Source organism: Nonomuraea sp. KM90, from assembly GCF_052246675.1.
In the GTDB taxonomy this organism is placed as follows: domain Bacteria; phylum Actinomycetota; class Actinomycetes; order Streptosporangiales; family Streptosporangiaceae; genus Nonomuraea.
This window is the reverse complement of sequence record NZ_JBQQCB010000001.1, coordinates 22,059-40,319: the sequence shown is the minus strand read 5'-3', so window position 1 is coordinate 40,319 and position 18,261 is coordinate 22,059. Positions and strand designations below refer to the sequence as shown.

Genomic DNA, 18,261 nt, shown 5'->3' with positions numbered 1-18,261 from the left:
GCGGCCGCCCAGCAGACAGCCCAGCAGGGGGCCCAGCACGGGGCACAGCACGGGGCACAGCCGGCGGGCGGGGTCCCGCTGCCCGGAGCGCCGGTTCCCGGGCCTCAGGCGCCCGCTGGGCCCGCGCAGCCGTTGCCTGGCCCGCATGCCCCCGGCCCCCAGACCGCTGGCCCCCAGACTGCTGGTCTCCCGGCGCCGGGTCCGCAGGGCGCCGGGTGGCACGGGCCCGACGCGGGCGCCATGCCGCAGCCGGTTCCCGGGCAGGGGTGGCAGGGGCCGCCGGCGCCGCCCGTGGGCGGGCCTCCCGGCGGCTACTACGGGCAGCCGACCCGTATCGTGCACGTGCCCGATGCCGAGGCGGCGGCGGCCGAGCTGGCCGCGTGGCTGCGGCCGGGTGACGCGGTGCTGATCAAGGGGCCCAGGGCCATGGGTCTGGAGCGGACGGCCGAGCTGGTGCTCGGAGGTGCCCCCCAGTGACCAACATCATCATCGCCGGTGCGGTGGGCCTGATCCTCTCGATGCTGGGCACCCCGCTGGCGATCCGGCTGTTCTCGCGGCGCGGTTACGGCCAGGAGGTCCGCGAGGAGCTGCAGCAGGGCGGCCACCACGCCAAGCGGGGCACCCCCACCATGGGCGGCACCGTGTTCGTGCTGGCCGCGCTGCTCGCCTACGGCGCCTCCCACCTGGCCATGCTCACGCCGCCGACCGTGTCGGGCATGCTGGTGCTGTTCCTGATGACGGGGCTCGGCGCGGTCGGGTTCCTGGACGACTTCATCAAGATCTACAAGCAGCGCAGCCTGGGCCTGCGCAGCGGCGCCAAGGCGCTCGGCCAGCTCATCGTGGGCGCCGTCTTCGCCGTCCTGGTGGTCCGCCAGCCCAACGTGTACGGCATCACCCCCGCCGAGACCCGCGTGTCGTTCCTGCGCGACTTCGGCCCCTCGATCGGCATCGTCGGGTTCACCATCTGGGTGCTCATCATGATCGTCGGGTTCTCCAACGCGGTGAACCTCACCGACGGCCTCGACGGCCTGGCCAGTGGCGCGACCGGCACCGTGCTGGCCGCGTACGTGCTGATCGGCAACTGGCAGCTGCGCAACAACTGCATCGACCAGCTCGGCCCCAACTGCTACTGGGTGCGTGATCCGCTCGACCTGGCCGTGGTCGCCGCCGCCGTGCTGGGGGCGCTGATCGGGTTCCTGTGGTGGAACGCCCCGCCCGCCCGGATCTTCATGGGCGACACCGGCTCGCTGGCCCTGGGCGGCGTGCTGGCGGGCCTGGCGATCGCCACCCGCACGCAGCTCCTGCTGATCATCCTGGCCGGCCTGTGCGTGATCATCACGCTGTCGGTCATCATCCAGGTCGGCTCCTTCAAGATGACCGGGAAACGCGTCTTCAGGATGGCGCCGCTGCAGCACCACTTCGAGCTCAAGGGCTGGGCGGAGACCACGATCGTGGTCCGCTTCTGGCTGATCGCGATGTTGTGCGCGGCGCTCGGGCTCGGGCTGTTCTACGTCGAGTGGATGCCCCGATGAGTTCGACCTGCGTGGCCGGGCTCGGCGTGTCCGGCACCGCCGTGGCCCGGGTGCTGGCCGGGCGCGGCGAGCGGGTCGTGGTCGTCGAGGCCGTGGAGGGCGAGCGGCAGCTGGCCGCCGCGGCCGAGCTGGCCCGGGTCGGCGTCGAGACCCGGTTCGGGGAGATGGTGCTGCCCGAGGGCGCGACGCGGCTGGTCACCACCGGGTGGGCGCCGCACCATCCGCTGATCGCCGCCGCGCTGCGGGCCGGGGTCGAGGTCGTCGGCGAGGTGGAGCTGGCCTGGCGGCTGCGGCCGGAGCAGGCGGCTCCGTGGCTGGCGCTGACCGGCACCAACGGCAAGACCACCGCCGTGCGCATGCTCACCTCGATCCTGCTGGCCGACGGGCGCAAGGCCCTGGCCGTGGGGAACGTGGGCGTGCCCGTGGTGCAGGCCGTCGCGGAGCCGTACGACGTGCTGGCGGTCGAGCTGTCCAGCTTCCAGCTCCACTGGTCGGGCACGCTGGCCCCGCACGCCGCCGCGATCCTCAACGTGGCGCCCGACCACCTCGACTGGCACGGCTCCATGGAGGAGTACGCCGCCGCCAAGGGCCGCATCTACGAGCGCGCCGGAACCGTGATCTTCAACGCCGACGACCCCGAGGCGACCCGGCTGGCCGCGCCCTATCCCGGCGCGGTCGGGTTCACGCTGCGCGTGCCCAAGCGGGGCGAGATCGGCGTGGTGGAGGACCTGCTGGTGGACCGCGCCTTCGTGGCCGACCCGGTCGAGGCGGCCGAGGAGCTGGCGACGCTGGAGGACGTGCGCCCCTTCGCCCCGCACAACGTGGCCAACGCGCTGGCCGCCGCCGCCCTGGCCCGCTCGCTCGGCGTGCCCTCCGAGGCCGTACGCCAGGGGCTGCGCGACTTCGTGCCCGACCCGCACCGGCTGGCCCACGTGGACCGGATCGGCGAGGTCGACTACATCGACGACTCCAAGGCCACCAACCCCCACGCGGCCGCCGCCGCGCTGGCCTCGTACCCGTCGGTGGTGTGGGTGGCGGGCGGCCAGCTCAAGGGCGCCGACGTCGACGAGCTGGTGAGCCAGGCCGCCCCCAGGTTGCGCGGCGCGGTGCTGCTCGGCGCCGACCGGGCGCGGATCGCCGAAGCCATTGCGCGACACGCGCCGAATGTCCCGCTCGTGGACATCGCCGATCGGGACACTGGTGCGATGGAAAGAGTCGTCACCGAAGCCGCCCGGCTGGCCTCGCCAGGGGACACCGTGCTGCTCTCCCCGGCGGGGGCCTCCCTGGACATGTTCGCCAACTATCCGGCGCGGGGGGAGGCCTTCGCGCGTGCCGTACGCGAGCTGAGGGCGCGACGTGAGCACGAGCGCTGAGGAGCGGGTGCGGCCGGCCGCCGCGCAGGAGAGTCCGGCGCACTGGGCGCGGGAGCAGCTCGGCACGCTGAAGGAGCTGCTGGACAAGCCGCTGACCACCTACTACCTGATCATCATGTGCAGCGCGCTGCTGCTCGCGCTCGGGCTGATGATGGTGTTGTCGGCCTCCAGCATCGAGGCGTTGCAGAAGACCGGCAGCCCGTTCTCCTGGTTCATCAAGCAGTCGCTGTCGGCCGCGATCGGCGTGCCCGTGATGTACGCCTGCTCCCGGCTGCCGGTCAAGTTCTTCCGCTGGGCCGGCTACCCGATGATGGCGCTGTCGATCATCGCGCTGGTCATGGTGCTGTTCATCGGCTCCTCCGAGCTGGGCGCGCAGCGGTGGATCTACATCGGCCCGCTCACCATCCAGCCGTCCGAGCCGGCCAAGCTCGGGCTCGCGCTGTGGGGGGCCGACCTGCTGGCCAGGCGGGCGCGGCAGGGCCGCATCGAGTGGCGGCAGATGCTGATCCCGCTCATGCCCGGCACCGCGATCCTGGCCGTCATGGTCATGCTCGGCCGCGACCTGGGCACCACGCTGGTGCTCTTCATGATCTTCCTGGCGCTGCTGTGGGTGGTGGGGGCGCCGGTCAAGCTGTTCGGCGGCATCCTGTCGCTGGCGGTGCTGGCGGCGGTCATCATGATCAAGGTGGAGCCGTACCGGATGGCGCGCATCGGCGCCTTCCTCGACCCGTGGGCCGACGCGCAGGGGGCGGGCTACCAGGCCGTGCAGGGGCAGATCGCGATGGGCTCGGGCGGCTGGTTCGGGCTCGGGCTGGGCAGCAGCCGGCAGAAGTGGAGCTGGCTGCCGCACGGGGAGAGCGACTTCATCTTCGCCATCCTCGGTGAGGAGCTCGGGCTGATGGGCACGCTGATGGTGGTGGCGCTGTTCGGGCTGCTGGGGTACGCGGGGCTGCGCGTGGCCGTACGCGTCAACGACCCCTTCATCAGGCTGGCCGCGGCCGCCATGGTGGCGTGGATCGTGGGCCAGGCGACCGTCAACATGGGGGCCGTGCTCGGCGTGCTGCCGATCACCGGCATCCCGCTGCCCCTGGTCTCGTACGGCGGCTCCTCGCTGCTGCCCACGCTCGCCGCGCTCGGCATGCTGCTGTCGTTCGCCAAGCGCGAGCCCGGCGCGCGGGAGGCCTTGGCGGCTCGTGGCCCCGGACCGGCCGCCCGGGCCCTAAGCTGGCTTGGCCTGGGGGGTATGACCAGAGGCCGAGCGACACGTTAGGGAGTGACCGAGATGAGGGTGGTCCTCGCCGGTGGGGGGACGGCCGGGCACATCGAGCCCGCGCTCGCCCTTGCGGACGCGCTGCGTCATCTTGACCGGAGCGTCGGCATCACCTGCGTGGGCACGGAGCGCGGCTTGGAGACGCGGCTCGTGCCCGCCAGGGGCTACGAGCTGGAGCTGGTGCCCGCCGTGCCGCTGCCGAGGGCGATCACTCCGAGCCTGCTGACCGTGCCTGGCCGGCTGGCCGGGGCGATCAACGCGACCGCGAGCATCCTCGACCGGGTCAAGGCCGACATCCTGGTCGGCTTCGGCGGCTACGTGGCGACCCCCGCCTACCTCGCGGCCAAGCGGCGCGGCCTGCCGATCGTCGTGCACGAGGCCAATCCGCGCCCCGGGCTGGCCAACCGGCTGGGCGCGCGGCTGACCGACCACGTGTTCAGCGGCTTCCCCGATTGCGCGCTGCCCAAGGCGGAGTTCATCGGCACGCCGCTGCGCCGCGAGATCGTCACGCTCGACCGGCTGTCCATGGGCGACAAGGCGCGCTCCTGGTTCGGGCTGGAGAACGACCGGCCGACGCTGCTGGTGTTCGGCGGCTCGCAGGGCGCCCGGTCGCTCAACCAGGCCGCGCTGGCCGCCGCGCCCGCGCTGCGCCGGGCCGGCGTGCAGGTGCTGCACGTGCTGGGCCCGAAGAACACGGTCGAGCACGAGCCGCCGCCGGGCGACCCGCAATACGTCCTGCTGCCCTACGTCGACCGCATGGACCTCGCCTACGCCGCCGCGGACCTGGCCCTGTGCCGCAGCGGCGCGCTGACCTGCGCGGAGCTGACCGCGGTCGGCCTGCCCGGGGCCTACGTGCCGCTCCCGCACGGCAACGGCGAGCAGCGCATCAACGCCGAGCGCATCGTGCACGGCGGCGGCGGCCTGGTGGTCGACGACGCCGAGTTGTCACCTGATTGGATCATTCGCAACGTGCTGCCCATCCTCCGCGATCCAGAGCGGGTCGCCGTCATGTCGGAGGCCGCCTCCAGACTGGGGAGGAAGGACGCCGATATCATGCTTGCCAGGAAAGTGTTGGAGATAGCCCGATGAGTCTCGTCAAGCTGGTCGACCCCGTCACCGTGGAAGAGTTGGGGCGGGTGCACTTCATCGGCATCGGTGGCTCCGGCATGTCGGGCATAGCCCGCATCCTGCTCAAGCGCGGCGTACGCGTCTCGGGCAGCGACGCGCGCAGCTCCGACCAGATCACCGAGCTGCGCGAGCTGGGCGCCACCGTGCACATCGGCCACGCCGCCTCGCACATCAGAGACGTCGACACCGTGGTCGTCTCGACCGCCATCCGCGACTCCAACCCCGAGCTGGGCGAGGCGCTCAAGCAGGGGCTGCGGATCATCCCGCGGGCCGCCGCGCTGGCCTCCGTCATGGCCGGGCGCACCGCGGTCGCCATCGCGGGCACCCACGGCAAGACCACGACCACCTCCATGCTCACCGTCGCGCTGCAGAAGTGCGGCGCCGACCCGTCCTACTGCGTGGGCGGCCAGCTCGTCACCACCGGGCTCGGCGCCGACGACGGGCAGGGGCGGGTCTTCGTGGCCGAGGCCGACGAGAGCGACGGCTCCTTCCTCATGCTCGCCCCCGACATCGCCGTGGTGACCAACGTCGAGGCCGACCACCTCGACAACTACGGCGACCCGCGGGCGGTGCACGACAGCTTCGCCCGGTTCGCCGACCGGATCGGCTCGCTGCTCATCGCGTGCGCCGACGACCCGGGCGCGGCGGAGGTGGCGCGGCGGGCCAGGGAGCGGGGGCTCAGGGTCAGGACGTACGGCCTGACGGGCGAGGACTACCGGGTGGGCGACGTCAGGCCCGACGGGTTCGGCACGGTGTTCTCCATCGAGGGCAGGGGCGAGGTGCGGCTGGCCGTTCCCGGCGCTCACAACGCGCTCAACGCCACCGCGGTGATCGCCGTGGCCGACGAGCTGGGGCTCCCGTTCGAGGAGATCAGGGAGGGCCTGGGGGCCTTCACCGGGGCCAAGCGGCGCTTCGAGGCCAAGGGCGAGGCCGGCGGCATCGCGGTGTTCGACAGCTACGCCCACCACCCGACCGAGCTGACCGCCGACCTGCGGGCCGCCCGCGACGTGGTGGCCTCCTACTCCGGCACCGGCCGGGTCATCGCGATCTTCCAGCCGCACCTCTACTCGCGCACCCGGTTCTTCGCCGACGAGTTCGGGGCGGCGCTCGGGCTGGCCGACGAGGCCATCGTGCTCGACGTCTACGGGGCCAGGGAGGATCCCGAGCCCGGGGTGTCCGGCGCGATGGTGGCCGGGAAGGTGCCGTTGCCGGCGGAGCGGGTGGCGTACGCGCCGGACCGGTCCGCGGTGCCGGCCATGGTGGCCGAGCGGGCGCGGCCCGGCGACATCGTGCTCACGATGGGCGCGGGCGACATCACCGAGCTCGGGCCGCAGATCGTCGCCCGCCTGGCCTGAACCGTCCCCGCCCTGGCCGTCCCGACCCGCATGGCTGCCCGGCGGCTGCCCCGCCGTTCGTGGCTGGGGTCGTGGAGTGAGAGGCCAGGGGCAGGGCACGCACACGGCGGTGCGGCCGGAGCGAGACGCCGGGGCGGTCGGCGACGGCGAGCACCGGGTGGCGAAGCGATCATGGACGCCGGCACCGGGGAGGCGGCGGGCGGCCGCCCGCTCTCCCGGCGACCCCGGCGGGGTGGTGTTTGGGCGTGGCGCGCGGGGTTACGCCGCGCGTCGGCGTAGGTTCGGTGCCGACATCGGCCGCGGGCCGGCCGGGGTGGGAGGGTGATGAAGGCGCGCACGGCGTTCCTGGTGCTGCTGACGGCGGGAGTGGTGGGCACGGCCGCCTGGCTGGTGTTCTTCTCGCCCGTGCTGGGCGTGCGCTCGATCGAGATCGTGGGAAATCTCACAGTGCCGAGCGAGCGGATCAAGCAGCAGGCCGGCGTGGCGGACCTCCACCCGCTGGCCACCGTGAACCTCGCCGACGTCGAGACCCGCGTCCTGGGCATCCGGCAGCTCGCCACCGCCAAGGTGGACCGGGTCTGGCCGGGCACGCTCAAGATCGAGGTGGTCGAGCGCGAGCCGGTGGCCGCCGTCCCGGTGGGCGACAAAATGGCGATCGTCGACGGGCAGGGCGTGGTGATCGAGGTGAGGTCCGCGGCGCCGCCGATGCTGCCGCTGCTCAAGGTGGACCGTCCGGCCGCGGGCGACCCCACCATGACGGCGGCGCTCAAGGTCATCGAGGCGCTGCCGAGCGAGGTGGCGGGCCGGGTCAGGCAGGTACGCGCGGGGACGGCCGAAGGCGTCACCCTCGTTCTGTCGGACGGGCGTACCGTCATCTGGGGCGGCACCGACCGGCCCGAGGAGAAAGGCCGCATCCTGACCTCGCTGCTCAAACGCGAAAGAGCGGTCACCCTCTACGACGTCAGTTCTCCCGACGTGGTGACGCTGAAGTGATCGTGATCGTCAGGGTCTGGCAACTCAGGGGCAAGGGCATCGCCGAGCCTGTGCGAGGCGGGGCTCGCGGCGTGAGAGCCTGTAAGCCGGACTTTCGGCAGAGGAGGGCCGCGACCAGGCGTGACTGCGGAGCGAAACGGACAGCCCGCGACACGCCGGACGTGCTTGCGGCGCGGTTAGTTGACCCGCCTGGAGCGTAACTCCTACTGTCCGTATCAATCCTCAGGTTGACATAAATCTAAATCTCAACCTGAGGTTGAGAGTTACCCGAACTGACAAAAGCGGAGACAATCCGCACCGAAATGGCAAGTCAACGAGCGGAAAGGCCCCTCGTCGTGGCAGCACCGCAGAACTACCTCGCGGTCATCAAGGTCGTCGGCATCGGCGGCGGCGGAGTCAACGCCGTCAACCGGATGATCGAGGAGGGACTCAAGGGCGTCGAGTTCATCGCGATAAACACCGACGCCCAGGCGCTGCTGATGAGTGACGCCGATGTGAAACTCGACGTGGGCCGCGAGCTCACGCGCGGACTGGGGGCGGGCGCCAACCCCGATGTCGGCCGGAAGGCGGCCGAGGACCACCGTGAGGAGATCGAGGAGGTCCTCAAGGGGGCCGACATGGTCTTCGTCACGGCGGGCGAGGGCGGTGGCACGGGCACCGGCGGCGCACCGGTCGTGGCGAACATCGCCCGATCGCTCGGCGCGCTCACGATAGGTGTTGTGACCAGGCCGTTCAGCTTCGAGGGACGACGCAGGGCGTCGCAGGCCGAGGCGGGTATCGAGACGCTGCGCGACGAGGTCGACACGCTGATCGTGATCCCCAACGACCGGCTGCTGTCGATCTCCGACCGGCAGGTGAGCGTGCTCGACGCGTTCAAGGCGGCCGACCAGGTGCTGCTCTCCGGTGTCCAGGGCATCACCGACCTGATCACCACCCCCGGTCTGATCAACCTCGACTTCGCCGACGTCAAGTCGGTCATGTCGGGCGCCGGCTCCGCCCTCATGGGCATCGGCCACGCCCGGGGTGACGACCGCTCGGTGGCGGCGGCCGAGATGGCGGTCTCCAGCCCGCTGCTGGAGGCCAGCATCGACGGCGCCCACGGCGTGCTGCTGTCCATCGCGGGCGGCTCGGACCTGGGCCTGTTCGAGATCAACGAGGCGGCCCAGCTCGTGTCCATGGCCGCCGCACCCGACGCCAACATCATCTTCGGTACGGTCATCGACGACGCGCTCGGCGACGAGGTGCGCGTGACGGTGATCGCGGCGGGCTTCGACGACGTGCCGGGGCCGACGGAGAAGCCGGTGACCCGTCCGGCGGGCCGGCCCGCCGCGGCCCAGGCCGCCGCGCCGCCTCCGGCGTCGCCTCCACGGCCGAGCATGGCGTCCCCCAGTGTGAAGTCCGAGCCGCCCACGTTGCGCCCTGAGCCGCGCCCTGAGGTGCGTCCGGAGCCCCGTACGGACTTCAGGTCCGAGCAGCGCGCCGACTTCCGCCCCGAGCCGCGTCCGGAGCCCCGCCCCGAGCCGCGGGCCGAGGTGCGTCCGGAGCCGCGCGCCGAGTTCCGTCCCGAGTCGCGTCCGGAGCCCCGGCCCGAGCCGGTGCGCCCGGTGGAGCCGGTGCACGACTCCCGCACGGACGCCGGCGAGCCCGCCGACGAGCCGTCCGGCCCCATCTCGATCCCCCGGCCCGCGCCCGAGCCCGCCAACCCGCCCACGCCCATCACCTCCCGCATGTCGGAGCCGCCCAAACGTCCTCGGGTGATCTTCGAGGAGCAGGAAGAGGAGCTCGACGTTCCCGACTTCCTCAAGTAGCAGTTCGCCTGACGCCGCTCCCCGCAGGGAAACGGGAGCGGCGCCGTCGTGTGCGGACGGGAGTGTCGTACGTGGGACATGTCTTATGCGGACATTTCGTACGTGAGCATGTCGTATGCGGGCATGGAGGACATCGGCAGTAGTGAGGGGGAGAGGGACGTGAGAAGGGACGAGATCGCGGCCGGTCTCGCCGAGGTCGACGCGCGCATCGCCGAGGCCTGCCACGCGGTGGGGCGCGACCGGGGCGAGGTCACGCTGATCGCCGTCACCAAGACGCGGCCCGCCGAGGACGTGCGCATCCTGGCCGAGCTGGGCGTGCGCGACGTCGGCGAGAACCGCGACCAGGAGGCCGCCCCCAAGGCCCACGAGCTCGCCGGACTGCCGCTGACCTGGCACTTCGTCGGTCAGCTGCAGACCAACAAGGTCCGCTCCGTCGTCGGGTACGCCGACGTCGTCCACTCCGTCGACCGCCTCAGGCTGGTGGAGGCCATCAGCAAGGAGGCGGTCCGCCAGGGCCGCCGGGTCGGCTGCCTGCTGCAGGTCGCGCTCGACGACGACCCCGCCAGGGGCGGCGCGCGCGCCGCCGACCTGCTCGAGCTCGCGGACGAGGTGGCGCTGGCCGACGGGGTGTGGCTGGGCGGCGTCATGGCGGTGGCGCCGCTGGGGGAGGACCCGGCCAAGGCCTTCTCCCGGCTGCGGGATCTGGCGCGGCTCGTCCAGGAGCAGCATCCACGTGCCACGATGATCTCCGCGGGCATGAGCGAGGACCTCACGGAAGCCATCGCCTACGGCGCGACACACGTGCGGGTCGGTACGGCGTTGCTCGGCCGTCGCAAGCCCTTCGTCAGGTAATGTCCCCTCAAGTGGGTCTTCAAGCCCATGACCAAGTAGAGGTCGATCAGCGGTGAGCTCCAGGGGGGTACGGCTACCGCCTCGGACACGGCGACGGGCCCGAGCGAGTGCGACCATGAGCAGGAGGACGACTTAGCGATGGCCGGCGCGATGCGCAAGATGGCGGTCTACCTCGGTCTCGTGGAGGACGACCGCTACGAGAGGTACGAGACCTACACGGACGAGTACGCCTACGACGACGAGGTCCAGCGAACCGGCGAGGAACGGCCCGTGGCGGTCCAGGACCGCGACGACGAGCCTGAAGCCGGGGTCCCCGCGCCCAGGCCCACCACGACGATCCTGGAACGCCGCACGACCGATCTGGCCCGCATCACGACCCTCCACCCCCGGACGTACAACGAGGCGCGTACGATCGGAGAGCACTTCCGCGACGGCACCCCGGTCATCATGAATCTGACCGAGATGGTTGACAGTGACGCGAAGCGCCTCGTCGATTTCGCGGCAGGTCTGGTCTTTGGCCTACATGGCAGCATTGAACGTGTTACCAACAAGGTGTTCCTGTTGTCCCCTGCCAATGTCGAGGTGACCGCTGAGGACAAGGCCCGAATCGCGGAACGCGGATTCTTCAACCAGAGTTAGAGTCTCTGTATGCCTATCGGACCCAACCAGGTCTCGCCGAGACCGGGAGGGCACATCAGAAGTGGAGGCGCGGCCGGGCCGTGGACGTCGTCGGTGGGATCTTGGTCGTTGTCCTGTCTCTCTACCTGGTGCTGCTCATCGGCAGGATGATCTTCGAGACGGTGCAGGCTTTCGCCCGTCAGTGGCGGCCTTCGGGCGTCGTGCTGGTCGTGGCCGAGGCCACATACACCGCAACTGACCCACCTCTCAAGTTCCTCCGCCGTTTCATTCCTCCGCTCCGGTTGGGTACGGTGGCCTTTGACCTAAGCTTCACTGTCCTGTTCATCGTGGTTCTGATCTTGATTCAGATCGCCGGAACGCTGCGATGAGCCGGGCCGGTGTGGCGCCGGTCGTGATCCAACTCGTGTCCGCGCTGAAGTGATTCGGGTTACCGTCCTCCGGACAGACTCCAAGCGCGCCAAGGAGACCAAAAAATGCCGCTGACGCCCGCTGATGTGCGGAACAAGCAGTTCAGTACCACCCGGCTGCGGCCGGGCTACGACGAGGAAGAGGTCGACGCCTTCCTCGACGAGGTGGAAGCTGAGCTCGACCGCCTGATCCAAGAGAACGAGGAGCTCCGCGCCAAGCTGGCCGAGTGCCTGCGCGGGAAGGTGCCGGGCGGCATGAACATGCCCATGGCCTCCGCCCCGGTCCAGGAGCAGCCCAAGCCCGAGATGATGGGGCCGCCGCAGCCGGAGCCCATGCGAGCCCCCGAGCCGCCGCCGATGCAGCAGCAGCAGCCGGTCCCCGTGGCCATGAGCATGCCTCCCGCCGAGGACAACATGGACACCGCGGCCCGCGTGCTCGCCCTCGCCCAGCAGACCGCCGACCAGGCGATCGCCGACGCCCGCCGGGAGGCGGACGAGACGGTGACCCGCGCCCGGCGCGAGGCCGACGAGATCCTCACCAAGGCCCGCCGCCAGGCCGAGCAGGTCATCGGCGACGCCCGTGCCCGCGCCGAGACGCTCGAGCGCGACGCGCAGGAGCGCCACCGCCAGGCGATGGGCTCGCTGGTGCAGACCCGCGACGAGCTCGAGCGCAAGGTCGAGGAGCTGCGCAGCTTCGAGCGCGAATACCGCAGCAGGCTCAAGCTCTACCTGGAGAACCAGCTCGCCGAGCTCAACGTCTCCGCGGAGGGCAGCGGCGGCTTCCCGGTGATGTCCGGTCCGCAGGGCCAGGCTCCCGCCATGTCGCACGCCGTGCCGCAGGGTGGCCAGCCGCCCCTTCCGGGTGGTCCCAACCCGTTCGGCGGCGAGGCTCCGCAGGGCGCCTTCCCCGGCGGTGACGGTCCGCACAACGACCGCCGGTAAAGTAGCGGGTCACTAGGACCTGTCACTCGAAAGAGCCCCCTGTGATCCTTATCAGTGCTGGTTTGGTGCTCGCGGCAGTGGTTCTGCTGATCGCGGGCTTCGTACTGGCGAAGCCGTTCCTGATCATGTGGTCCATCGTGGTCAGCGTGCTGTCCGCGCTGTTCCTGGTGATCGGGGCGTTCCTGCGGCGGAACGAGCTTTTTCCCGGAGGTGGGCAGGCCGCTGCGCCGGCCACCCCCCCGAAGGGGCTCATGCCGCCCGCTCCGCCTTACAACCAGACCGGCCCCATGGCCCACCAGCCGCACCCGCAGCCGCACGTGCAACCCCAGCCGCATCCGCAGCCTCCGCAGCGGACGGCGACCGTCCCGGCCGCCGCCCCCCGCCGACCGGCGGCGAGCGGCATCTCGCCGGATGCGATCGTGCTGGTGATCCCGGGACGCAAGCGTTACCACGTCCCCGGGTGCAGGCAGCTGATCGGCCGGGATCACGAGGAGCTCACGTACGAAGAGGCACGCGAGGAGGGCTTCACGCCCTGCACGGCGTGCCTGCCTGACGCCGCGCTCGGCGGACGGCAGCTGCCGCCTGCCGCCGACCCCGAGCCCGTCGTCGCCCCGGGCCCCGCTCTCGCCACGGATCCCACCGTCGGGAGCCGAGCCGAAAACTCCGCGGAGACCCGCGACCTACGTCCGCCGGTCGCCCCGCCGAAGCCCGACACGAAGGCTTCCACCCCCAGCCCGGAGCCTGCCGCCGCCCACGAGGAAGGCGCCACCGGGTGGTTCGGCCGTCCCTCGGGTCCCTCGGCCGCTCCCGCGAGCCAGGCCAGGGCATCCTCCTCCGCCGCCCCCGAATCTGATTCGGATGATGAGCAGGCGGATCAGCAGACTTCTTACTTCCGGCCGCCGCCCTTCGCGCGCAAGGCCGAGTCGGGCGCGCCCTCCTCGGGTGAGCCCTCTTCCGATGAGACCCGGCCGTCGCAGCCCTCCGGTGACACACCGGACGAGCCCGGACGAGCCGGTACGAAAGCCGCGCAGCCGGGTGGTCAGTCCGGTGGCGCGCCTGAGCAGTCCGGGCAGCGTGAGCCGTCCGGGCGGCCCGGCTCCGGGGCTGGGCGGGCTGGTGCCGAGCCGGGTCAGCCGGGCAGTGGCACGTCCGGCCGTCCTGGGGCCGAGCCCGGGCGGACTGCCGCCACGCCGGAGCAGCCCGGTGGCGCCAAGCCTGCGGCCAAGCCGGGGCAGCCGGGTGCCGGGCCGGGCAAGCCCGGTTCCAGCGGCAGGTCTGGTCAGTCCGGTGACCGGTCTGGTCAGGGTGGGGGCTCGCTCGGGCGGTCCTCTGAGGCGGGTGTGCAGGACGATGACTCCTCAGGGCCCGCTACCGCGCCGCAGCCTCGGGTGCCCGCGTCCGTGACGCCTGGGCGGCCAGGGGGGTCGGCTGCCAAGCCGTCGGAGCGTTCGTCTCGTCCGGGTGAGGAGTCGTCCTCCGCGGGAGAGACCGTGATCCTGCACGAGCGGCCCGCGTCGTCGGCCGAGTCGGAGGCCAAGCCGAAGGGGCCGCTGCCCACCGGGGCGCCGGCCAGACCGTCGGGCACCAAGCCGGGGGCTGCCAAGGGGGAGGCGCCGGGAACCGGGGGGAGCGGCTCGTCGTCCAAGGGCGGGCCCTCTTCGGGCGCGTCCCGGCCGCCGGTTTCCGGTGGGTCCGGGAAGGGGCAGGTCTCTGGGGCCAAGGCCGAGGCGTCCGGGGGTAAGACCGGTGACGAGTCCGCCGCCGGGGCCAAGGGGGCTGCCGGGGGCGGCAGGGGTGAGCGGCCGGGGACTGTGAAGGTCATCATCGGCACTCGCCGCTACCACAGCACCGCCTGCCCGTTGATCCGGGGGGCCGGGGAGACCGGCGTGGAGACGATGACGCTCGCCGCGGCGGAAGCGGCCGGGCTGACCAGTTGCTCGGTGTGCCAGCACGACCGCGAGACGGTCGGCTGACTGAGGAGGGGCTGCAGGAGCTCCTGACACCCACCGGATCCGGATCCAGGGGCTCGGTCCCGTTTGTCCTGACACGGCCTTCAGCGTGACGCTGGGGGCCGTTTTGGTGCCTGGGCGAGGCCGAGGGCGCGGGCGAGGGCGAGGGCCTGGGCTGGCTGGGTGACGCGAAGGAGCGCGTTGCGGTGCGACGCTGGGCCCGCTGTTGTAGTGGCGCGGGATCCGCTGTCGTGTGGCGCTGGGCCTGCTGATGTGTGGCGCGGGATCCGCTGCTGTGTGGCGCTGCGGTCGATGGGGTGCTGTGTGGTGCCGTGAACGCTGCTGTGAGATGAGCGGGGTGCTGGCGGGTGCGGCGTTCGGGTGGGCGGTGCGGGGGTGATGTGGTGGGGGCGACTGCGGGGGGTGGCAGGCGAAGGGGGCGCGCCCGGTCGGGCGCGCCCCTTGTGTGCCGTGTTGCCCTCGTGAACTCCCGGGCGTGGCCGGGTCAGGCGCGGCGGAGCTGGAAGGTCAGGCCCAGGTCCTCGTCCGTGTGCGACGGCAGGTCCTCGGCCGTGCCCTCCGTGAGGGTCGTGGCCAGGACCTCCTCCGACACCACGCGACCCTCCGAGCGGAGCGCCGTGGCCAGGTCGGGGGACGTGCTGGTCCACCACAGGGTGATGCGGTCCGTGATCGACAGGCCGGTCGACTTGCGGGCCTCCTGGACCAGCCGGATGACCTCGCGGAGCAGGCCCGCGCGGCGCAGGTCGTCCGTGAGCTCCAGGTCCAGGGCCACCGTCTCGCCCGTGCCCGTGCCGATCGCGCCCGTCTCCACGGCCCAGCCGGAGCGGGGCTGCTCGTTGACGATCACCTCGTCGGGGCCGAGCATGATCTCGCCCAGCTCGTCCGCCTCCACCATGACCGTGGAGCCGGAGCGCAGGGCCCTGGCCACGCGGGTGGCGTCGGCGGCGGCCACCGCGGCCGCCACCAGCTTGGTACGGGGGCCGAACCGCTTGCCCAGCGCCCGGAAGTTGGGCTTGACCGAGTAGGACACGAGGTCGGCGCTGAAGCCCGACATGTCCTCCAGGGTATGGACGTTCAGCTCCTCCGCCACCAGGCCACGCAGCTCGCCGGGGAGCGACGGCCAGTCGTGCGCCCCCACCAGGGCGCGCCGCAGCGGCTGGCGGGTCTTGACGCCCGACGAGGCCCGGGCCGAGCGGCCCAGCTCCACCAGCCGGCGCACCAGGGCCATCTGGTCCGACAGCGCCGGGTTGAGCAGGTCCTCGCGCACCTCCGGCCAGGGGGCCAGGTGCACCGAGGAGGGCGCGTCGGCCGCGCGCAGCACGTCCCACAGGTGGTCGGTGAGGAACGGCGTGATGGGCGCCATCAGCCGGATCACGGTCTCCAGGCACTCGTACAGCGTCGCGAACGCGTCCTCCGAGCCCTGCCAGAAGCGGCGGCGCGAGCGGCGTACGTACCAGTTGGACAGGTCGTCGAGGAAGTCGGCCAGGCGGCGGCCGGCGCGCTGGGTGTCGTACTCGTCGAGCGCCGCCGTGACCTCGGCGACCGTCCTGTGCAGCTCGGCCAGCGCCCAGCGGTCGATCAGCGCACGCTGGCCGGGCGGGGTGGCCTCGGACAGCTTGGCCGGCGACCAGGACTCGGCGTTGGCGTACAGGGTGAAGAACGACGCGGTGTTCCAGAGCGTCAGCAGGACCTTGCGGACGATCTCCTCGAGCGTGTTGTGCCCCACCCGGCGGGCCGCCCACGGCGAGCCCGAGCAGGCCATGAACCAGCGCAGCGCGTCGGCGCCGTGCTGGTCCATCAGCGGGATCGGCTCGAGGATGTTGCCCAGGTGCTTGCTCATCTTGCGGCCGTCCTCGGCCAGGATGAGGCCGAGGCAGAGCACGTTCTCGTAGGAGGACTGGCCGAAGACGAGCGTGCCGACGGCCATCAGCGAGTAGAACCAGCCGCGCGTCTGGTCGGTGGCCTCGCAGATGAACTGCGCCGGGTAGACGCCCTCCGGCTTGCCGCGCTCTCCCCACTGGGCGAACGGCATGGAGCCCGAGTCGTACCAGGCGTCGATGACGTCGGGCACGCGGCGGGCCTGGCCTCCGCAGGTCGGGCAGTCGAAGGTGACGTCGTCGACGAACGGGCGGTGCGGGTCGAGGGCCGAGACGTCCTGGCCCGCCAGGGTGCCCAGCTCCTCCAGCGACCCGACGCACGTCACGTGGGACTCGTCCTCCGAGCACACCCACAGCGGCAGCGGCGTGCCCCAGTAACGCGAGCGCGACAGCGACCAGTCGACGTTGTTGCGCAGCCACTCGCCGAAGCGGCCCCACTTGATCGTGTCCGGGTACCAGTTGGTGCCGGCGTTCTCGGCCAGCATCTGGTCTTGACGGCGGTGGTGCGGATGTACCAGGAGGGGAGCGCGTAGTAGAGCAGCGCGGTGTGGCAGCGCCAGCAGTGCGGGTAGCTGTGCTCGAGGTGCCCGCCGCGGAACAGCAGCCCGCGCGCCCGCAGGTCCTCGGTCAGCTCCTCGTCGGCGTCCTTGAAGAACCGGCCGCCGACCATGGGCACGTCGTCGAGGAAGCGGCCGTCGGGGCCGATCGGGTTGACGACGGGCATGTCGTACTTCTTGATGACGGCCAGGTCGTCGGCGCCGAAGGCGGGCGCCTGGTGGACCAGGCCGGTGCCGTCCTCGACGGTGACGTAGTCGCCGAGCACCACGTAGTGGGCGCCCGGGATGTCGACCAGGTCGAACGGCCGGGTGTAGGCGGTGTGCTCCAGCTCGCGGCCGGTGTAGCGGGCCAGCTCGGTCACGTCCTCGCCGAGCACCGAGAGCAGCGGCTCGGCCACGACCAGCACCTCGCCGTCGGCCGTGCGGGCCGCGACATAGGTGACGTCCGGGTGCACGGCCACGGCCGTGTTGGAGACCAGCGTCCACGGCGTGGTCGTCCAGACCAGCAGCGCGGCGCCCAGCTCGGCGAGCGGGCCGGTCGTCGCGGGCATGCGGACGTAGACCGACGGGCTGGAGACGGTCTCGTAGCCGCCCGGCTGGCCCAGCTCGTGGTCTGACAGCCCGGTGCCGCAGCGCGGGCAGTAGGGGGTGATCCGGAAGTCGCGGAACAGCAGCCCCTTGTCGAAGACGACCTTGAGCGACCACCACACCGACTCGATGTAGGACGGGTCCATGGTGCGGTAGGCCTGGGACAGGTCGATCCAGTAGCCCATCCGCTCGGTCATCTGCTCGAACGCGTCCACGTGCCGCAGCACCGACTCACGGCACTTGGCGTTGAACTCGGCGATGCCGTACGTCTCGATGTCCTTCTTGCCGGACAGGCCCAGCTCGCGCTCCACGCCGACCTCGACGGGCAGGCCGTGGCAGTCCCAGCCCGCCTTGCGCGGCACGCTGAAGCCGCGCATCGACTTGTAGCGGGGGAACAGGTCCTTGAACACGCGCGCCTCGACGTGGTGGACGCCCGGCAGGCCGTTGGCGGTCGGCGGGCCCTCGTAGAAGACCCACGACGGGTTGCCGGAGTTCTGTTCCACGGACCGCTCGAAGATCTTCCCGTCCCGCCAGCGGTCGAGGACCTCGCGCTCGAGCGCGGGCAGGTCGACCTGCGCGGGAAGAGAGCGGAAAGATGGGGAAGACATTTCGGGCGGAACCTCCACGCTTGATCGGCCGGCTGGCTGGTGTGCGTGAAGGGACGAAGCCTGGCGGCTCCGCGGTACCACCCTTCTTGGCCTCGCGCTGGGCGGGGCCCTCTCCATTTGGTCTGCGGCCGGTTCTAATGAGCTCGGGAGAGCCGTTCTTCCGGCGGCTCCGGGGTGATATCCCTCACAGTCGGGCCCCATCAACGCCTTGCAGTCTCAAACCATAACGCAGAGCGGGGCCCGAGGCTTCCAGGTTTTCCCGGTGGCGTCCGGGGTACTCACGACGCCTTGTCGGTACGCGAGACGTAAACGGCGCAAAGTTGTGGGAATGGACGCTGCTGGGGAGGAGTTGAATGCGCGAG

12 protein-coding genes and 1 pseudogene are annotated in these 18,261 nt (G+C 71.6%); 12 read left to right on the top strand and 1 reads right to left on the bottom strand.

The window, feature by feature from the left end:
* Positions 1 to 473 precede the first annotated feature (473 nt).
* The 12 genes from mraY to ACTWPW_RS00090 all read left to right on the top strand — a co-directional run bounded on the left by mraY (position 474) and on the right by ACTWPW_RS00090 (position 14,272).
* Positions 474 to 1,532 (top strand): phospho-N-acetylmuramoyl-pentapeptide-transferase, encoded by a 1,059-nt coding sequence (mraY, locus tag ACTWPW_RS00145; RefSeq protein WP_364118425.1) that lies wholly within the window; start codon positions 474 to 476, stop codon positions 1,530 to 1,532.
* Positions 1,529 to 2,905, top strand: coding sequence for a UDP-N-acetylmuramoyl-L-alanine--D-glutamate ligase (gene murD, locus ACTWPW_RS00140; RefSeq protein WP_443167543.1), 1,377 nt, complete (start codon positions 1,529 to 1,531; stop codon positions 2,903 to 2,905). Before mraY ends, murD begins: the two co-directional genes overlap by 4 nt.
* Positions 2,889 to 4,175 (top strand): putative lipid II flippase FtsW, encoded by a 1,287-nt coding sequence (gene ftsW / locus ACTWPW_RS00135; RefSeq protein WP_375109264.1) that lies wholly within the window; start codon positions 2,889 to 2,891, stop codon positions 4,173 to 4,175. The genes murD and ftsW overlap by 17 nt, the downstream gene beginning before the upstream one ends.
* 12 nt (positions 4,176 to 4,187) lie before the next feature.
* On the top strand, positions 4,188 to 5,264 hold the full coding sequence (gene murG, locus ACTWPW_RS00130; RefSeq protein WP_364118429.1) for an undecaprenyldiphospho-muramoylpentapeptide beta-N-acetylglucosaminyltransferase: 1,077 nt from the start codon (positions 4,188 to 4,190) through the stop codon (positions 5,262 to 5,264).
* A complete protein-coding gene (gene murC, locus ACTWPW_RS00125; protein WP_375109265.1) occupies positions 5,261 to 6,658 on the top strand; it encodes a UDP-N-acetylmuramate--L-alanine ligase in 1,398 nt (465 codons plus the stop codon). The genes murG and murC overlap by 4 nt, the downstream gene beginning before the upstream one ends.
* A 324-nt stretch (positions 6,659 to 6,982) precedes the next feature.
* Positions 6,983 to 7,651: a cell division protein FtsQ/DivIB gene (locus tag ACTWPW_RS00120; protein ID WP_375109266.1), complete on the top strand. Its 669-nt coding sequence runs from the start codon at positions 6,983 to 6,985 to the stop codon at positions 7,649 to 7,651.
* Between the two features lie 335 nt (positions 7,652 to 7,986).
* The gene (ftsZ, locus tag ACTWPW_RS00115; protein WP_443167542.1) at positions 7,987 to 9,459 is read left to right on the top strand and encodes a cell division protein FtsZ; all 1,473 of its coding nucleotides are present in this window, start codon (positions 7,987 to 7,989) and stop codon (positions 9,457 to 9,459) included.
* 108 nt (positions 9,460 to 9,567) lie between these two features.
* Positions 9,568 to 10,311 (top strand): YggS family pyridoxal phosphate-dependent enzyme, encoded by a 744-nt coding sequence (locus ACTWPW_RS00110; protein WP_443167831.1) that lies wholly within the window; start codon positions 9,568 to 9,570, stop codon positions 10,309 to 10,311.
* Between the two features lie 138 nt (positions 10,312 to 10,449).
* Complete coding sequence (locus ACTWPW_RS00105; protein ID WP_364118439.1) at positions 10,450 to 10,950, top strand: cell division protein SepF; 501 nt, start codon at positions 10,450 to 10,452, stop codon at positions 10,948 to 10,950.
* A gap of 80 nt (positions 10,951 to 11,030) precedes the next feature.
* Positions 11,031 to 11,318 carry a YggT family protein gene (locus ACTWPW_RS00100; RefSeq protein ID WP_364118441.1) on the top strand — a complete coding sequence of 96 codons (288 nt, stop codon included), beginning with the start codon at positions 11,031 to 11,033 and terminating at the stop codon, positions 11,316 to 11,318.
* A gap of 105 nt (positions 11,319 to 11,423) precedes the next feature.
* The gene (locus ACTWPW_RS00095; protein WP_364118442.1) at positions 11,424 to 12,299 is read left to right on the top strand and encodes a DivIVA domain-containing protein; all 876 of its coding nucleotides are present in this window, start codon (positions 11,424 to 11,426) and stop codon (positions 12,297 to 12,299) included.
* Positions 12,300 to 13,789: 1,490 nt separating this feature from the next.
* Positions 13,790 to 14,272 carry a hypothetical protein gene (locus ACTWPW_RS00090; protein WP_443167541.1) on the top strand — a complete coding sequence of 161 codons (483 nt, stop codon included), beginning with the start codon at positions 13,790 to 13,792 and terminating at the stop codon, positions 14,270 to 14,272.
* A gap of 481 nt (positions 14,273 to 14,753) precedes the next feature.
* Here the strand turns inward: ACTWPW_RS00090 and ileS are convergent.
* A pseudogene (ileS, locus tag ACTWPW_RS00085) lies at positions 14,754 to 17,899 on the bottom strand (isoleucine--tRNA ligase).
* Between the last annotated feature and the right edge of the window lie 362 nt (positions 17,900 to 18,261).